The sequence below is a fragment of the Bacillus sp. MUM 13 genome, from assembly GCF_001866725.1.
Lineage (GTDB): Bacteria > Bacillota > Bacilli > Bacillales > DSM-1321 > Peribacillus.
On record NZ_MLYQ01000148.1, the window covers coordinates 1 to 15,749 of the forward strand.

Here is a 15,749-nt window from a genome sequence, read left to right on the forward strand (position 1 = left end):
CTCCAATCAATCTGCTATAACATGGAATTGCCTCGAGAACTATTTAAGTAACACCAATCTTTAAGAAAAGAGCCAAATCAAAAAAACAAAGACCCCTCTTCGCTAAAATTAATATTAGAAGAAGGGCACTATTATTATTTTCCTTTTTCCAAAATACAATCAGATAATTTTACAACTTTAGTTTTTCTTATGAATTTATAGCCTAGCCACAAAATAATAAAAATCGGTAAACTTACATATGAAACCAATATTCCACGCCAGTCAATGGCTCCGCCAGTGAAGGCAGAGTAATTTTGGCCCACTATGATAATAGCGCAGAGGGTGAAAGCAAAAATCGGGCCAAAAGGAAACCATTTTGCTTTGTACGGGAGCTCATCTATACTCTTCTTTTGAATGATAAAGGCCCGTCTGAATCTATAGTGGCTAAGGGCTATGCCCAGCCAAGCTATGAACCCTGATAGACCAGCGGCATTCAGGAGCCAAGTATATACCTCACCATCACCGAATAGGGAAGATAAAAATGCCAGGCAGCCTACTAGGGATGTCAATATTAGGGCATTTACAGGAATTCCTTTTGAATTTACCTTTCCAAGAGCTTTTGGAGCTTGTCCTTCTTTAGCCATATTCCAAAGCATCCTAGCCGCTGCATACATTCCAGAATTACCAGCAGAAAGGATGGCTGTAAGAATGATAGAATTCATTACAGAGGTTGCAAAAGCAAAACCCACTTTTTCAAAAACCAATGTAAATGGACTGACAGTAACATCATCAGATGCAGCCAGCTCAGGCGTTGTATAGGGAATAATTAAACCGATTACAGTAATGGTTAAGATATAAAATAAAAGGATTCTCCAAAACACTTGTTTTACTGCTTTTGGTACATGTTTTTCCGGATTCTTGCTCTCGCCAGCAGTTACTCCCAATAATTCAGTTCCCTGAAAAGAAAAGCCAGCTGCCATGAAAATTCCAAGTACTGAGAAGAAACCTCCATGTATCGGGGCATCAGCGACAGTGAAATTTTTAACTCCAATACTATCTCCCCCCATGATTCCCGCAATCATTAATATCCCAGTTATAATAAAAATGATGACTGTGATTACTTTTATAAGAGCAAACCAGTATTCTGATTCACCAAAGCTTTTAACAGAAAGGATATTAATAAAAAATAATATGGCTAAACAAATGGCACTCCATAATATAGTTGGAATATCAGGAAACCAATATTTCATGACCAATCCTACAGCCGATAATTCTGCTGCGATAGTCACTGCCCAGCTATACCAATAATTCCAGCCCATTGCAAAACCAAGGGACTCATCCACAAACTTAGATGAATATACGCTGAAGGAACCTGCAATAGGCATATAAGCAGCCATTTCAGCAAGGCTGGTCATCAGGAAAAAGACCATGATGCCAACAAGACCATATGCTAGCAAAGCACCGCCGGGGCCGGCTGTATGAATTGCATTCCCGCTGGCGAGAAACAAGCCTGTACCTATTGTTCCCCCCAGTGAAATCATGGTAATATGCCTTGCCTGCAGTTTCCTTTTCAGCCCTTCTTTTGGTTTATTAAGTGTGGAAACTGCTGTAATTACTTTTTTGTCAGATTTTGCACGGGCTGATTTTTTTGCCGGATGCGCTTGTTCCATGTTGACACCTCAATTAGTTAGGATGAGGCTCTGTTAACAATCCATGATGATTTTACTCTCTATTTTGATGTAGTACCTCAAAAGGTAAACAGCAGATTAGATTAACAGAGCCAAAAATATACTATATTGCAATATAACTGTTTTAAATGTTTATTACCGTTTTTAAAAAAGGATAAACCAATCTGCACATGATTTTTATTGGCAATAAACCAAGATTAACTTTCTTATTAATTGAAAAATAATTATTGAAGGAAAAGCCAAAAACTATTACAATTATTTACAAATATGTATTTCCAATCCTTTAGCCAGCATCAAAATATCTGCTGATGGTTTATTTATCATGGCCGTTTCACAGCGGCCCCTCATATATTTTTATATTTATGTTAGAATGAAGGTATATAAAAATTAAAATTCCGGAAGGATAAGAGATTTATGAAGAAAATTCTTAAGGAAAAAGAGCCAGTTGGAATGCTGATCTCACAAACTAGCCGTAATCTTCTGCGATTCCTGGCATTACAATTGAAAGAATACGAAGTTACTCCTGAACAATGGTCAGTATTGAAAAGCCTCGGAATCCATGATGGAGTGACTCAAAAGGAATTATCGCAAAAAACTGATAAAGACCAGGCGACATTAACCAGAATCCTGGATATCCTGGAAAGAAAACTCCTTATCGAGAGAAGGCCAAATAAAGAAGACAGACGTTCCTTTCTCATTCACATTACTGAAGCAGGAAAAAATCTGAAAGAACATTTGTATCCTTTTATAGAAGGGTTATATGGAAAGCAGCTGCTCAATGGGATTTCAGAGGAGAATCTTAACTTGCTTCAGCAGGTCCTAATTCAAATAAACGAAAATACAAAAAAAGTCTTTTCCGCCGATAAAGAATAACATATCGGTGAATTATAATGGCAGCCCCGCATTCAGAATTAATTAATTGTCGTCTGTACATTAGCGGAGAAAAGAAATGCCCTGCTTAACCTAAAATGTCCTTCATAATATCTGCAGCCTGAATATGGTTTATTCAGGCTTTTTCCATTTCCTCCAATTATCTAAAAGACTGCAACATTCAGTAGTATTTCAGTTTAGTAACAGTAAAATGACAATTATTAAGTAAAAATGATAACCCTCACAATTAGCAGACCTGATCCGAAACGTTTATTAGAATACATATAAGGGTAAAAAACATAAACAGCATTTTTACCGTTAAAGTTTCGTTTTTAAGGAGGCTAAAGGCATATGCCGACAATTGATATTGATCAGTTACTGGAAGAAACAGCAGAAATCGCGAGTGAAGATATCGAACTTGGCGGACATTTAATTGATATAGACCGTTTGCTGGAATATACTGATGATTGGTAAAAAAGCATGGCATATAAAGCTCATGCTTTTTCTTTTTTGCTTTGTAAAAATCTGCACTATACTTGTTGAAAGAGTTCTCTTAGTTCCTTGATAGGGAATAGGGTTAATCTTCACTTGATTTAGAAGCGTGACTGTGGACTATTGGTTAACATACATTCTTGAATACTTGAAAACAATGGCCGCATGGATGAAGGGGGAAATCAGCTGAATCCTTTTGTCACTTCGGTTAAGATAATCTAATGACTGGAGGGAAGGGGAAGAGAATTAAACGAAGTGTACTTATTCGCCAATGGAAAATATATCGGCCCACACTCTTTAATCTGCATTGATAAAGCTGCTACTATAAGAAATCCGCTAAAATAAAGGGCCTGATTCACGAGCATAGTAGTGACTGTTTATACAGTAATCTGGTTCAATAGTGTTTCACCGAAGTATTTCCAGCTTTATTTAGTGCGGTTTCAATTCCTCGGCAATAGAATCCTATAAATCAACCTGTTTCTTTAGCATAGCCAATTAAAAAAAACCACCTAAAGATGGTCTCTCTAAGAAGGTTCCTATTCTGACAACAGCACACATGGTGATTTCTCGTATTTAAATAAAATTAACTTAGGCGTAAGCTGAACCTCTTTGGTCTTTCTGTATCCGAATTTCTCGTAAAAATAATGATTACGAAAACTTAAATAAGGCGTATACAAAGTCCATAATCTAACATTTGGAAATTGTTCTTCAAGAAACTGAATAGCCGCAGTGCCTGCACCATTATTTTGATTGAAAGGAGAAATAAAGACTTTATCTAAGTGCATACGCTCATTATTACCCCTTACATCAATAGCACCGATAACGGTTTCTCCGTGTAAAATGGTATAGTGATGATATTTTTTGATATTTTCAGCTAATTTTTCAAATGTTTCACAAGCCGGATTAGTTTCAAAGTCCTCGTATTTTTCCAAGTCCTGTTGAAAGGAGGCTTTTTGAATTGGAAGTAAAATATCTATATCTTCCATAGTTGTTTTTCTGAATACGAATGACATATTACTTCCTCCTAAATTGCTATCTGCCCCTGCTGATATATGTAACTTTAGTTATTGATCCATAAAAACTCTTAAAAATAACACTCTTTACGAAAACAGCCGCTGCAAAAGTAAAAGGGAGTTTCCAGGAACACCCCCTTTTAGCTCGCTATTATTCTTCTCCTTTAATGACGCCTAGCACAGCAAACATGCCCACAAACCCTATTATAAGCAAACCTTTAATAATCCATAAAAGTGTTTCATCCATTGCAAAATCCTCCCTGTTATGTATAGATATCGATTTTTTCATTCTGTTTACTTGCATTTCAGACCTGTTGATTGGAGAGTGACCGTACAATTTTTTCTGGAACACAGTTATCAAATGCATGCGCCAGCAAAACGTTGAAAGGGCGAATCTCGCCTGTTCAGGAAACATTAAATTCAGAAAAATTATACCACATTTTTAATTTATTAGAAAATTAAAAAATTTTTATAAAGGATGTGTTGGTTAACTTTGTGGTTTAGGGAACTTGGTGGTTGATTTCCACTCCAGTATACTTGCTTTCCGCGGGGCGTGAGTTGGGCCTGGGATTTATACTGGCAATCATCCCGGCTTAACATAAGAATCCTCCAAGATCATAAAAGAGCCAATAAAAAAGAGGCTTCAAAAGAGGCCTCTTTTAAGCTGTTACAACTTTAAAGCTTTTTTAGTTGCAGGGCCTGCAATTCCATCTGCTTTCAATCCATTTGCAATTTGAAATTTTTTCACAGCACTTACAGTGTTAGCACCATATATCCCATCGATTCCTTTCGTGCTGTAACCCAGAGAGGATAACCTGCTTTGAAGGGATTTCACCGCTGGCCCCTTGCTTCCTTTCTTTAAAACAATACTTGAAGGAATAGGTACAGTAGTATCACTTACTTTATAGCCGTTTATCCTGGCAATCTCATTAAACGTTTTTCCAGTTGCTGCAATGATGACAGGTGTATTAATTTTCACTTTGGAAAAGAGCCATTGCACTTCGTTATTATACATTCTTATGCAGCCCGCGCTAACATATTTTCCAATTGAACCAGGATTATTATTGCCATGAATGGCGTATGTGGTTCCCCATGTTCCCCTTGCATTCAATCCGAGCCATCTGTTTCCTAATGGGTTTCGGGGATCTCCTCCCGGTATATGTCCAGTGTAGTACGGACGATTGACAATCTTGTTGACAATTTTGAACTTGCCTTCCGGTGTGTATGATGAAACTTTCCCTGTAGCTACTTTGAAGACCTCCTTGAGACGGCTATTTTCATAATACCCCAGCTGGTTGTTTGATTTATTAATGATAATCAGCTGGCTGCCCTGGCCATATGCAGGCTGAACAAAAAAGAATATGAAGCATGCAGCGAATAATAAAAAAACTGTTTTTTTCATGAATCCCCATCCTTTTTAACCTTTTTCATCCATTAATTCTATGCGGCACTGCCTGTCTATGATGACGGTAAGAAAATAGTTAAAATTAAAACCGGGGAGCATAATTCGTGTAGCCGTTCATAAGAAACAGGCTTTTGCGGGCTTCATTTCACTCGTATCTTTATCGAAGGATTAAAAGTACATGTTACTTTCTGCACTTTTCTGATGGGGGGTATTATCTTGATTCCCTTGCGTTTACCGAATCAAGAAGAGGAATGGCTTCCGTCCTTCTGAGCGAACTATTGGAGACTTAAGCAGAAAAAGGGGAAATCTCTTTGAACAGAGATTTCCCCTTTACTTATAGTAAAACATGTCCAGTTTATCATCTTGTGTATGTACCGCCAATAATATGTTCTTGATTTCAGCAGGATCAACTTTCCGTAAAAGCCAGTTCATATCTTTTCCGATCAACTTCAGCTCTTCTTCAATTATTTTTCCTTCCTTGATAACAGTTACCGGCATATAGAAGGGGGCAACCTGCAATTTAAACTGCTTTGGAGTCATTGGATCATGCTCCGTTTTTAAAAAACATGAAACACTGCCATTTTGTTCCCACAAAGCCAAAGCTACTTTTTTTGGGTCTGTTATTTTTTCACCCCGCAGGCTTGCCAGCAAATAGTCCAAAGAAATTCTTGCCCTCCATAAGTTCCGGTAAATAATCCGGCCATCTTTTATTAGAGGGAAGGGTGGAGGGTCAATAATGTACCTCAGAGTTTTCCATTTTAAACTTAAAAAAGAAATTGCCGTATATAAAAAAACCAGCACAGACATGGAAATACTGGAACCCTTTATACCCAATCTCGGATCCGAGAGAGGATGGGCAAGAATGTTGCCTATTATGAGAGCCATAATGAAATCCAGCAGCCCCATTTGTGAAATGGCCCTGCGTCCCATGCATTTCGCTGAAAGAATCAAAAAGAAAAAAGAATAGACGGCTCTTAATATCCACTCCGCTGTTTCTAGAGTTCCTTGTGCCTTAAAGAAGTCCATTCCTTCACATCCTGTAATAAAATAAATTCTTTGCTATTTTTTACAGCGGGAGTGTTAATTATCCTGCTTTCATGCATTTAATTGCACATTATCTTAAAAAGTCCATAAAGTATAGATAGATAAAAGGAGGGGGCAGGAGAGTGTCCAGGCTAAATGTTGATGAAATTCTGCATCAGGGGATACATGGGAAAAAGGAGATAAAACAGGATGAAAAAAAGAAGTTTCTTGGAACCTTCAGGGAGAGAGTTATCGTTGTATTAACACAGGCCCAGATTAGGGAGACTCAGATTTATGAAGAATTGTCTGGATTGATGAAGGAACATAAAGATGCAAAATTGCTTCTGAATGGCAAAGTAGATGTTTCTCATTTGAATAAATATATAATTCTTGCATCGAAATATCATATTCCTTATAAAATTGTTATCAATAAAGAGGGGGAGACAAATCTAGGGCTGGTTCTTGCGAAGGAATATGCCCTAGACAAAGAAGATATCTATCTTACGAAAAAGAAAGCGCAAAAGCCGGCCCGCACAAAAATTAAATGGTACTTCAAGCTGTACCGGTTCCTAATCCGAAAGCAAAAAAAGAGGAAAGCGCCATAAATGGCACCATTCCTCTTTTAGCTGTTCAATTAAATGATTACTTTTTTTCATTGGATAATAATGTTGTCGGCTGCTTGCGCAAATATGCCGCCCAATATACTACAGAGATTAAAACAGCTCCGCCAATTGCATTACCGATAAATACTGGTACAAAATTAGAAAGGTAATCCATCCAAGTGAACGAACCTGCAAAAATTGCAGCGGGAATGACAAACATATTTGCAACAACGTGCTGGAACCCAATAGCAACAAATCCCATGATAGGGAACCAGATTGCAAGAATCTTCCCGCCGATGCTTTCTGCACTGTAAGCCATCCATACTGCAAGGCCAACCAGCCAATTACAGCCGACAGCAGAGACTAAAGCCTGTACAAAAGTAGCATCTAATTTAGCTTGTGCTACAGCAACTGTTTTATGCAGGAACGGACCAGCCTCTGTTAAACCTACTACATGACCAAAGAAATATGCTACAAAAATTGCTCCAATAAAGTTAGCAATCGTAACCCAGAACCAGTTTCTGATTAAGCTGCCAACAGATATTTTCTTCGACAGCACGGCCATTGGCACGGCCATCATATTTCCGGTAAGCAATTCTCCTCCTGCAATGATAATTAAAATAAGTCCTAATGGAAAGACAGCAGCACCCAGGAAAGACCCAAAGGTACCCCAATCCTTTGGTATATCAGCGATGACCCTAATATCCAGCAAAAATCCCAAGGATATGAAGGCACCTCCCAAAAAACCTAAAAGAAGCATACTGCTTATTGGCAGAGCAGCCTTCTTAGCTCCTGTTTCTGCTGCAAATTCTGCAATCTGCACCGGTGTTCTAAATCCCATCCTGTTTCCTCCTCGTAAAATCGCAATCTATTCTGGAACTCACAGCAACTTATTTTCCATAATGGAAAACGAGAGCTATGGAACCTATTTAAGATAGAAGGGATACTTCTATCATTAAACCGTAAATTATCCAGCAAGGGGCTGTTTATACTTCTATGTAAAGGCAAATTAGCCGATTTTCCAAAATAATATTTATAATCTATATGTTTACATAAATGGCCCGCCTCTAAACCTATTTAGAGACGGGTTCTTTATTATTTGATGCTTAATTTAGTTTCCAAAATACTTTTGACTGCATTTCTTTAATTCTTTAATTCTTTTCCCATGCCTCTTAAAAAGTGAATCCCAAATCCTAATGTTCTATTAATATCCGGATCATTCATCACTTTCATAAGGTCGCGGATTTTAATTTTCTGATTGCTTTTCAGGAAGTCACTGCCTGAATCCATGCCAGCGACAGCGCCTTTTACAAGCTTTGTGGCTGCTTCAGAATCAGCGCTCATCAGCGCGCCTGTTGCTCCCATCAGTGTATTGATCAAATTGGTTACCGGTTCACGGGTTATTTGTTCAAGTCCGATTTTGGCAATTTTTTCTTTAGCACTAATCATTGAATGCGCAGCCTGAAGAACACCTATATCATTCAATTCACCAATAATCCCCATAATCTTATTCAAGGAATCATCATTTTCAGCAAGAAGTGCTGTCAATTCTTCAAGCTTTTGCTGCCTTTGTTCTTCTTTTGTTAATACCGTTTTTTTAATAAAAGTAATTGGCTCTGCCACTTCTCTTTTTCTCCTTTCAATAATCAGTGAGAGAAACATATCCTTCACGATTCCATTTGCGCTGAACTTCAACACCATTTTGAGGGTTGCGTTTTTTATTGCGCGGATTAGAAGCCGGAAGAGGGGTTTCGCCATCCGTGCGAAGAACTTCCATTCTCACCTTTGTCTGTTTATAGGCAGGCGTATGGGTACGCTGATCCATAGCTGGGCCTGTAAGGAAGTTGATAGCTGAATCTTTATCAGTTGAATTCATCGGAAGATAAATTTCATTGTTTTTCACCCGGTCTGTTACTAATGCATTTAACTTCAATGCACCAAATGGAGATACCAGACGGACAAGAGATCCATCATTTATGCCGCGTTCTTTTGCCAGTTCAGGAGAGACCTCAACGAAAATTTCCGGCACTTTGGATTGAATACCTTTTGATTTATTTGTCATATTTCCTTCGTGGAAATGCTCCAGCATTCTTCCATTATTGATATGAAGATCATATTCTTCCGGGAATTCTGCAGGAAGTACCCAATCAGAAAGGGCAAAGCGCGCCTTTTTATCAGGGAAGTTAAATCCATCCACATATAGAAGCGGGGTGCTTTCGCCTTCGAAACTGCCCCAAAGGAAACTGTTCCATCCTTCCAGCACTTCATAATTAGCTCCAGAAAACAGCGGAGAAAGGCTTGCCATTTCATCGTAAATATCACTAGGATGGCTGTAGTTCCAGCCAGCACCAAGACGGTTTGCTACCTCCTGTACAATCCACCAGTCAGGCCTAGAATCACCTAGCGTTGGAAGGACTTGATATAGTCTTTGAACACGGCGCTCTGTATTAGTAAATGTTCCATCTTTTTCTAATGATGGTGTTGCAGGCAGAATGACATCTGCATATTGAGCAGTTCTTGACAGGAATATATCCTGAACGACAAAGAATTCAAGGCTTGATAAGATTTCATGAACATGGTTTGCATTGGAATCCACAAGCGCCATGTCTTCACCAACAAGATACATAGCCTTCATTTTTCCTTCTCCAATAGCATGAAGCATTTGAATATTATCAAGGCCTGGTGTTCCATCGATTTTAACTCCATATGCATTTTCAAACTTAGCACGGGCTGCATCATCTGTAATATGCTGATATCCTGGAAGCCACCCCGGAAGTGTACCCATATCACATGCGCCTTGTACATTGTTATGTCCCCGGAGAGGGTATGCGCCTGCACCAGGACGGCGATAGTTTCCTGTTGCAAGAAGCAAGTTAGAAATAGCAGCAGAAGTATCTGATCCACCGGTATTTTGGGTGACACCCATTCCCCAAAGAATACATGTTCCGTCTGCATCGCGAATAGTTTCAGCTACATTGATAAGATTTGCTTTTGAGATTCCTGTAATTTTTTCTGCATATTCAAGTGTGTATTTTTCTAGAACCATTTTAAAATCTTCAAAGAAGTTAACATTTTCATTGATGAATTCCTGATCGTGCCAGCCATTATCAATGATATATTTCGTAACAGCCATTAGCCAAACCTGGTCGGTGCCTTGTTTAGGACTAATGAAGATATCAGAACGCTCAGCCATTTCGTTTTTCCGGAGATCAGAAACAATAAGTTTTTGTCCATGGATTTTATGAGCACGTTTTACACGTGTTGCTAATACTGGGTGACCTTCCGCAGGGTTGGCACCTACTATGATAACAAGACCTGCTTGTGCAATATCTTTTATTGTACCTGCGTCACCGCCCATACCCACTGTGCGGAATAAACCGTCTGTAGCAGGGGACTGGCAATAACGTGAACAGTTATCAACATTGTTTGTCTGGAATACCTGGCGCGCCAGCTTCTGAATCACATAGTTTTCTTCATTGGTAATCTTAGAAGAAGAAATGAACCCAACAGACCCGTTTCCATATTGCGTTTTGATATTGCCCAGTTTATTTGCTACTAAATCAAGCGCCTCATCCCAGGAAGCTTCAACGAATTCACCATCTTTACGGATTAAAGGAGTGGTGATGCGCTGCTCAGAATTCACGAAATCCCAGCCGAATTTCCCTTTAACACAAGTAGAAATAGCATTTACTGGTGCCTCATGAACAGGCTGCACTTTAAGTATTTTGCGGTCCTTCGTCCAAACTTCAAATGAACAGCCAACACCGCAGAATGTGCAGACAGTTTTTGTTTTTTTGGTGCGTGTTTCACGCATAGCGGCTTCAACTTCAGAAACAGCAAAAATCGTCGTGTAATCTGGTTCAACTTCTTTAATTAAATCAATCATCGGAGAAAGCAATTCATCTTCAAGGCCAGTCATAAAGCCTGCTTCGCCAAGCATTGACTTTTCCATTAAAGCGTTGCAAGGGCAAATCGTCACACACTGCCCGCAGCCGACACAAGAAGATTCATTGATTGGCACATTGTTGTCCCAAATAACCCGGGGACGTTCTGCTTCCCAGTCAATCGAGATTGTTTCGTTTACCTGAAGGCTTTGGCACACTTCTACACATTGTCCGCAGGCAATACATTGATTTGCATCATAGCGATAGAAGGGGTGTGACATATCTACAGCATCTGTTGTTACTTTAGGTGTATAAGGATAAGCCTGGTGTGCGATACCCATCATTTCTGCAGTATTATGTAGCTTACAATTTCCATTGTTGTTATCGCAAACCGTGCAATATAGCAAGTGATTTTCTAATATGCGGTCCATTGCTTCTGTACGGGCTGATACTGCGCCACTTGAATTTAAATCAATATTCATTCCATCCATTGCAATTGTCGAACATGAACGGGCAAGCTTTCCGTCAATCTCTACAATACAAGTATCACAGGTTTGAATCGGATCCACCTCAGGTACATAGCAAATCTGGGGATGTTCAATTTGATTTTCATTTAAAATCTGCAGTACGGTTTGTCCCGGAGCTGCTGAAAAATGCTGATTATTGATTGTAACTGTAATGTTTTTTACAGCTGTTATTGTTTGTTCCATCCTGCAACCTTCCTTCTTAAAAATAGGCTCTTTATCACTGCTGATTTTAGAGCGGCAGGCAGGCGGAGCCTCTGGCGCATAGGTGCCTGCGAGGACTCCTTTAAGCCGCACAATCTGCCCATAGTAAATCGGCATGGAACTTTGACAGAGCCGAAAAATAAAAAAACCACCATGATAAACAAACCTTTGGGATATAAAAATCCAAAGGAAACGCTTACATGGTGGAATAGTTCATTAGCAAACCCTACCAAGGTACCAATCCATTATATAAATACAGTCTGATAGGCCTCCAACAAAATCATTATTGGAGATCCAACTTCGCCATTATACCTCTGAATTTTGAAACTGACAACATAAAGTCTATAATTATTCAAGAAAGCCATAACGCTTTTCATTTTCAAAAGTATGATTTATTATAGATTATTGAAATAAGGCAATCATTCATTTAATGAAAATGAACAGAAGGTGAAGTATACTGTGTCCAAAAAAGTTCATGAATTTAACGATATTATTAGAAAACTGCGCAAGGAACTGTTTGGAAAAGGGCCTGAGCGCATTACAACGGTTTTTGCAGAGAATATGGTCATTTCTACCTTGTATGGAAACCTTACGCCAACGGAAAAATTTATTGCAAAAACGCCTGAAGGGCGTGATATGGTTCATTCAGCGAGAACGAAACTAATACAGGATCTTTATAAGAATGAGACACCTAAAGGCATGAATGAATTAATGGAAGCGACCTTGGTTCATTTATTTTCTGATATCAAGGTGGAAGAAGATATAGGCGTAAGTGTTTTTGTTTTCGATAAAAAAATTATGTAAACGGAGTGAAATATCATGAATCCTCTTGCAGCAAATAGAAAAATTCTTCGTTTTTCTAACGGAGAAGCAGCATGGAAAGAAGACCAAGTTGTCACCGAATACCCGGTGACACTTAAGATCAACGGAAAAGAATTTGTCACGATGGTGTGTACACCAGAATATATAGAAGATATGGCAATAGGCTATCTGGCATCTGAAGGAGTCATAAAAAAGTTTTCTGATATTGAAGAAATATGGGTTCAGGAAAAGGAAGGATTTGTTCATATTAAAACAAATGCTATCAATCCTTTCTTTGAAAACTTCCAAAATAAGCGATACATAACTTCGTGCTGCGGGATGAGCAGACAAGGGTTTGTTTTTGTCAATGATGCCCTTACAGCAAAAAAAATGAAAGAAATACATGTTACGGTTTCTCCTGATGATTGTTTCCGCCTGATGAAAAACCTCCAGGATTCGGCAGAGATGTTCCAAAAAACAGGCGGTGTGCATAATGCCGTATTATCCGACCTGGAAGGGAATACAGTCAGCAGAATGGATATTGGCCGCCATAATGCACTTGATAAGATATATGGTTATTGTTTAAAAAACAATATTTCCATCCAGGATAAAATTCTCGTTTTCAGCGGCAGGATTTCCTCCGAAATTCTATTAAAAGTTGCCAAAATCGGCTGTGAAATTGTTGTATCCAAATCTGCCCCAACCGAACTTGCGCTGCAGGCTGCTGAAGAACTGGGCATTACAGCCATAGGATTTGTCCGAAATGATTCTCTGAATGTCTATACCGGGCATGAGAGGATTCGCTTAGGGTGATTGGCAGCAGAAAAATTAATGACCACCCGCTTACGTTAAAGAAGCGGGTTTTTTGGCTTTGCCTTTTTATTGAACTATTAATTACTGATACATTAAGCGTTTCATCAAAAAGAGAAAGCAGGCAGTTAATGTTTCTGCCCGCTTTCTCCTTTAGAAATATCTACTATTTTATTATCCGCCTGATGCTTTAACTTATAAAAGCGGCGGAAATTTTTGATGATTGTTTTAATTACCGAATATAAAGGGATGGCTATAATAATCCCGACAAAACCATAAATAGAGTTAGCTACAAGAAGCAATAATATGATAGTGATAGGATGGATGCTCAATCTTTTCCCCATAACAAATGGTGTTACCAGATGTCCTTCTGCCTGCTGTACAGCGAGAAGGACAATAAGCACTTTGACAGCCATAAAGGGATCCATTTGAAAAGCAATTAATAAGGCAGGGATGACACCCATAAATGGGCCTAGTACAGGTACTACTGTCAGGCATGTCGCAATTACGGCCAATACAAGTGCATAATCCAGACCAATGATCAAGTAGCCAATATACATCAGGACCCCGTCGACAACTGCTATGATAAATTGCCCAATGATATAGGTCGAAAGGGTTTTATCCACATCCTTAAGGATTAAATTTCCTTCATGGCATACTTCATCAGGAAGGTATTTTAATAAAAAAGGCCTCAGCTTATGATCATCCTTTAAAAAATAAAACAATAGGAACGGAACAATAATGAGAACAGCAGCTATGCTGGTGATTGTTGTAAATATTTCTATTACATTGCCTGCAATTCTTTTGGATAAACCATTAAAATAAGTAAGAGCCTTTTCCTTTAAGTTTGAACTTTTTAAAAAGCTAATGTTATTGTGATCCAATGCCTTCTGCGATTGATTTGTAAGCTGTTTAACCTTTTCAGGCGCTTTTTCGGATAAATTTTGTATTTGTTCGCCGATTGCAGGTCCTCCGAAATGAACAATGGCAAAAATGATGCCGGCGATGGCCAAGAAAACTGATAGAATACTTATTGCTTTCGGGAGGTATCTTGATAATAGTGTAACAACTGGCCTAATTATGTAATAAAGCAATCCTGCGATAATGATAGGAAAAAAAACAGTGGCAATAGTTTTCTGGATGGGCCACAGCACGTAATCTATTTTCCCTAGTGAAATGATAATTAATATAGTCAGCAAAATGCCCGCTGCGTATTTAAAAAATGGTTTATTAATCCACAATCCCTTAACCTCCCTAAATGACTGAGAAATATTTCTCACATATTCTTTCATTCCTTCTTTTAACAAGATTTAAACTCAAAATGAAATTATTATTTCAAAAAATAGATATAACAATAGCCAAGCCAAATTAGTTTTATTATCAGTAGGGCTGTGATAAAATATATTGTTCATTTTTATTATTGATATTTCCCATTTTTTAAAATTAAAGACATATATTAATTCAAAGAAGGCGAAAAGTATGAATCAAACTGGACTGGTCCTCGAAGGCGGAGGAATGAGGGGTGTATACACTGCTGGAGTGCTTCGCTATTTAATGGAGAATGAAACATATCTGCCATATGTAATAGGAGTTTCGGCAGGTGCATGCAATGGGTCATCCTATGTGGCGAGGCAGATGGACAGAAATAAAATTGTGAATATTGATTATATAAAACATCCGGAATATATTTCTTTTAAACGGTTTCTCAGCAGGGGAGAGCTATTTGGAATGGATTTTATTTTTGATAAGCTGCCAAATGACCTGGAGCCATTCGATTTCCAGGCATTTAGAGACGCCGAAGAAAAATTCATCGTGGGAACTACCGACTGTGTGACAGGAGAGTCTGTATATTATGATAAACAGCAGCATGACAAGAACATACTGACAATCTTGAGAGCTTCAAGCTCGATCCCTATGATGGCCCCCATCATCAATTATGAAGGAAGATACCTCTTGGATGGAGCCATATCAGATCCGATTCCTATTTTAAAATCCGAAAAAGACGGGAACAGTAAAAATGTTGTTGTTTTAACAAGGAATAAAGGATATCTAAAAAAACAGCAATCTTTTAGCTGGTACATCAAGCGGAAATACAGCCAATATGAAGGCCTGCTGCGTGCCATGATGCACCGTCATAATCTGTATAACGAGACTGTCAGATATTTGGAAGAACAAGAAGCAAAAGGAAACATTTTTATAATCCGCCCTGAAGAAAAATTGGATGTAGGAAGAATTGAACGCAACCCTGCAAAACTTAACAAGCTGTTTCAAAGGGGATACCATGAAACGATGCAGCAATTTCCTGCATTAAAAGAATTTTTAAGCTAAATACCAAGACAATATTAAACCAATAGTTGAATATAGTTTTTTTGAAATATGTATAAAAGTTTTAAAATTCCGAAAATTTAATAATTAATGGTTGAATATTCTGGCCACTTAGGAGTAAAATGACTT

At 38.4% G+C, this 15,749-nt stretch carries 14 protein-coding genes; 6 read left to right on the top strand and 8 right to left on the bottom strand.

Annotation, left to right across the window (positions count from 1 at the left end; all coding sequences use genetic code 11):
• Positions 1-134: 134 nt before the first annotated feature.
• On the bottom strand, positions 135-1,649 hold the full coding sequence (locus BIV59_RS21915; RefSeq protein WP_083392313.1) for an amino acid permease: 1,515 nt from the start codon (positions 1,647-1,649) through the stop codon (positions 135-137).
• A 432-nt stretch (positions 1,650-2,081) separates the two neighbouring features.
• Here BIV59_RS21915 and BIV59_RS21920 point away from each other — a divergent pair, with 432 nt between their 5' ends.
• Both BIV59_RS21920 and BIV59_RS24310 read left to right on the top strand, forming a co-directional pair.
• Positions 2,082-2,540 (top strand): MarR family winged helix-turn-helix transcriptional regulator, encoded by a 459-nt coding sequence (locus tag BIV59_RS21920; RefSeq protein WP_071353581.1) that lies wholly within the window; start codon positions 2,082-2,084, stop codon positions 2,538-2,540.
• 348 nt (positions 2,541-2,888) lie between these two features.
• Entirely contained in the window at positions 2,889-3,011 is a 123-nt protein-coding gene (locus BIV59_RS24310; RefSeq protein ID WP_276205164.1) for a hypothetical protein, read from the top strand.
• 554 nt (positions 3,012-3,565) lie between these two features.
• Here the strand turns inward: BIV59_RS24310 and BIV59_RS21925 are convergent.
• From BIV59_RS21925 to BIV59_RS21935, 3 genes are all read right to left on the bottom strand, one after another.
• Positions 3,566-4,042 carry a GNAT family N-acetyltransferase gene (locus BIV59_RS21925; protein ID WP_071353582.1) on the bottom strand — a complete coding sequence of 159 codons (477 nt, stop codon included), beginning with the start codon at positions 4,040-4,042 and terminating at the stop codon, positions 3,566-3,568.
• A gap of 667 nt (positions 4,043-4,709) precedes the next feature.
• Positions 4,710-5,444 carry a L,D-transpeptidase family protein gene (locus BIV59_RS21930; RefSeq protein WP_071353583.1) on the bottom strand — a complete coding sequence of 245 codons (735 nt, stop codon included), beginning with the start codon at positions 5,442-5,444 and terminating at the stop codon, positions 4,710-4,712.
• A gap of 333 nt (positions 5,445-5,777) precedes the next feature.
• Complete coding sequence (locus BIV59_RS21935) at positions 5,778-6,473, bottom strand: DUF421 domain-containing protein (RefSeq protein WP_071353584.1); 696 nt, start codon at positions 6,471-6,473, stop codon at positions 5,778-5,780.
• 140 nt (positions 6,474-6,613) lie between these two features.
• Between BIV59_RS21935 and BIV59_RS21940 the strand changes: the two genes are divergently transcribed.
• Entirely contained in the window at positions 6,614-7,075 is a 462-nt protein-coding gene (locus BIV59_RS21940) for a YueI family protein (RefSeq protein ID WP_071353585.1), read from the top strand.
• 37 nt (positions 7,076-7,112) lie between these two features.
• Here the strand turns inward: BIV59_RS21940 and BIV59_RS21945 are convergent, their stop codons facing one another.
• The 3 genes from BIV59_RS21945 to fdhF form a co-directional block, all read right to left on the bottom strand.
• Positions 7,113-7,913 (bottom strand): formate/nitrite transporter family protein, encoded by an 801-nt coding sequence (locus BIV59_RS21945; protein ID WP_071353586.1) that lies wholly within the window; start codon positions 7,911-7,913, stop codon positions 7,113-7,115.
• 302 nt (positions 7,914-8,215) lie between these two features.
• Positions 8,216-8,695, bottom strand: coding sequence for a helical membrane plugin domain-containing protein (locus BIV59_RS21950; protein ID WP_071353592.1), 480 nt, complete (start codon positions 8,693-8,695; stop codon positions 8,216-8,218).
• Between the two features lie 16 nt (positions 8,696-8,711).
• Positions 8,712-11,654, bottom strand: a complete 2,943-nt coding sequence (gene fdhF, locus BIV59_RS21955) for a formate dehydrogenase subunit alpha (RefSeq protein WP_139194441.1) — start codon at positions 11,652-11,654, stop codon at positions 8,712-8,714.
• 489 nt (positions 11,655-12,143) lie between these two features.
• Between fdhF and BIV59_RS21960 the strand changes: the two genes are divergently transcribed.
• Together BIV59_RS21960 and fdhD are read left to right on the top strand one after the other, a co-directional pair.
• On the top strand, positions 12,144-12,488 hold the full coding sequence (locus BIV59_RS21960) for a Na-translocating system protein MpsC family protein (protein WP_071353587.1): 345 nt from the start codon (positions 12,144-12,146) through the stop codon (positions 12,486-12,488).
• A 15-nt stretch (positions 12,489-12,503) separates the two neighbouring features.
• The gene (gene fdhD, locus BIV59_RS21965) at positions 12,504-13,298 is read left to right on the top strand and encodes a formate dehydrogenase accessory sulfurtransferase FdhD (RefSeq protein ID WP_071353588.1); all 795 of its coding nucleotides are present in this window, start codon (positions 12,504-12,506) and stop codon (positions 13,296-13,298) included.
• Positions 13,299-13,423: 125 nt separating this feature from the next.
• Here fdhD and BIV59_RS21970 read toward each other — a convergent pair whose 3' ends face one another.
• Entirely contained in the window at positions 13,424-14,536 is a 1,113-nt protein-coding gene (locus BIV59_RS21970; protein WP_071353589.1) for an AI-2E family transporter, read from the bottom strand.
• A 238-nt stretch (positions 14,537-14,774) separates the two neighbouring features.
• Here BIV59_RS21970 and BIV59_RS21975 point away from each other — a divergent pair, with 238 nt between their 5' ends.
• Complete coding sequence (locus tag BIV59_RS21975; protein WP_071353590.1) at positions 14,775-15,623, top strand: patatin-like phospholipase family protein; 849 nt, start codon at positions 14,775-14,777, stop codon at positions 15,621-15,623.
• Positions 15,624-15,749: the final 126 nt, after the last annotated feature.

What these genes read in the sequence shown, in the direction of transcription:
- BIV59_RS21915 (WP_083392313.1), bottom strand. Translation starts at nt 1,649, where the DNA reads ATGGAACAAGCGCATCCGGCAAAAAAATCAGCCCGTGCAAAATCTGAC.
- BIV59_RS21920 (WP_071353581.1), top strand. Translation starts at nt 2,082, where the DNA reads ATGAAGAAAATTCTTAAGGAAAAAGAGCCAGTTGGAATGCTGATCTCA.
- BIV59_RS24310 (WP_276205164.1), top strand. Translation starts at nt 2,889, where the DNA reads ATGCCGACAATTGATATTGATCAGTTACTGGAAGAAACAGCAGAAATC.
- BIV59_RS21925 (WP_071353582.1), bottom strand. Translation starts at nt 4,042, where the DNA reads ATGTCATTCGTATTCAGAAAAACAACTATGGAAGATATAGATATTTTA.
- BIV59_RS21930 (WP_071353583.1), bottom strand. Translation starts at nt 5,444, where the DNA reads ATGAAAAAAACAGTTTTTTTATTATTCGCTGCATGCTTCATATTCTTT.
- BIV59_RS21935 (WP_071353584.1), bottom strand. Translation starts at nt 6,473, where the DNA reads ATGGACTTCTTTAAGGCACAAGGAACTCTAGAAACAGCGGAGTGGATA.
- BIV59_RS21945 (WP_071353586.1), bottom strand. Translation starts at nt 7,913, where the DNA reads ATGGGATTTAGAACACCGGTGCAGATTGCAGAATTTGCAGCAGAAACA.
- fdhD (WP_071353588.1), top strand. Translation starts at nt 12,504, where the DNA reads ATGAATCCTCTTGCAGCAAATAGAAAAATTCTTCGTTTTTCTAACGGA.
- BIV59_RS21975 (WP_071353590.1), top strand. Translation starts at nt 14,775, where the DNA reads ATGAATCAAACTGGACTGGTCCTCGAAGGCGGAGGAATGAGGGGTGTA.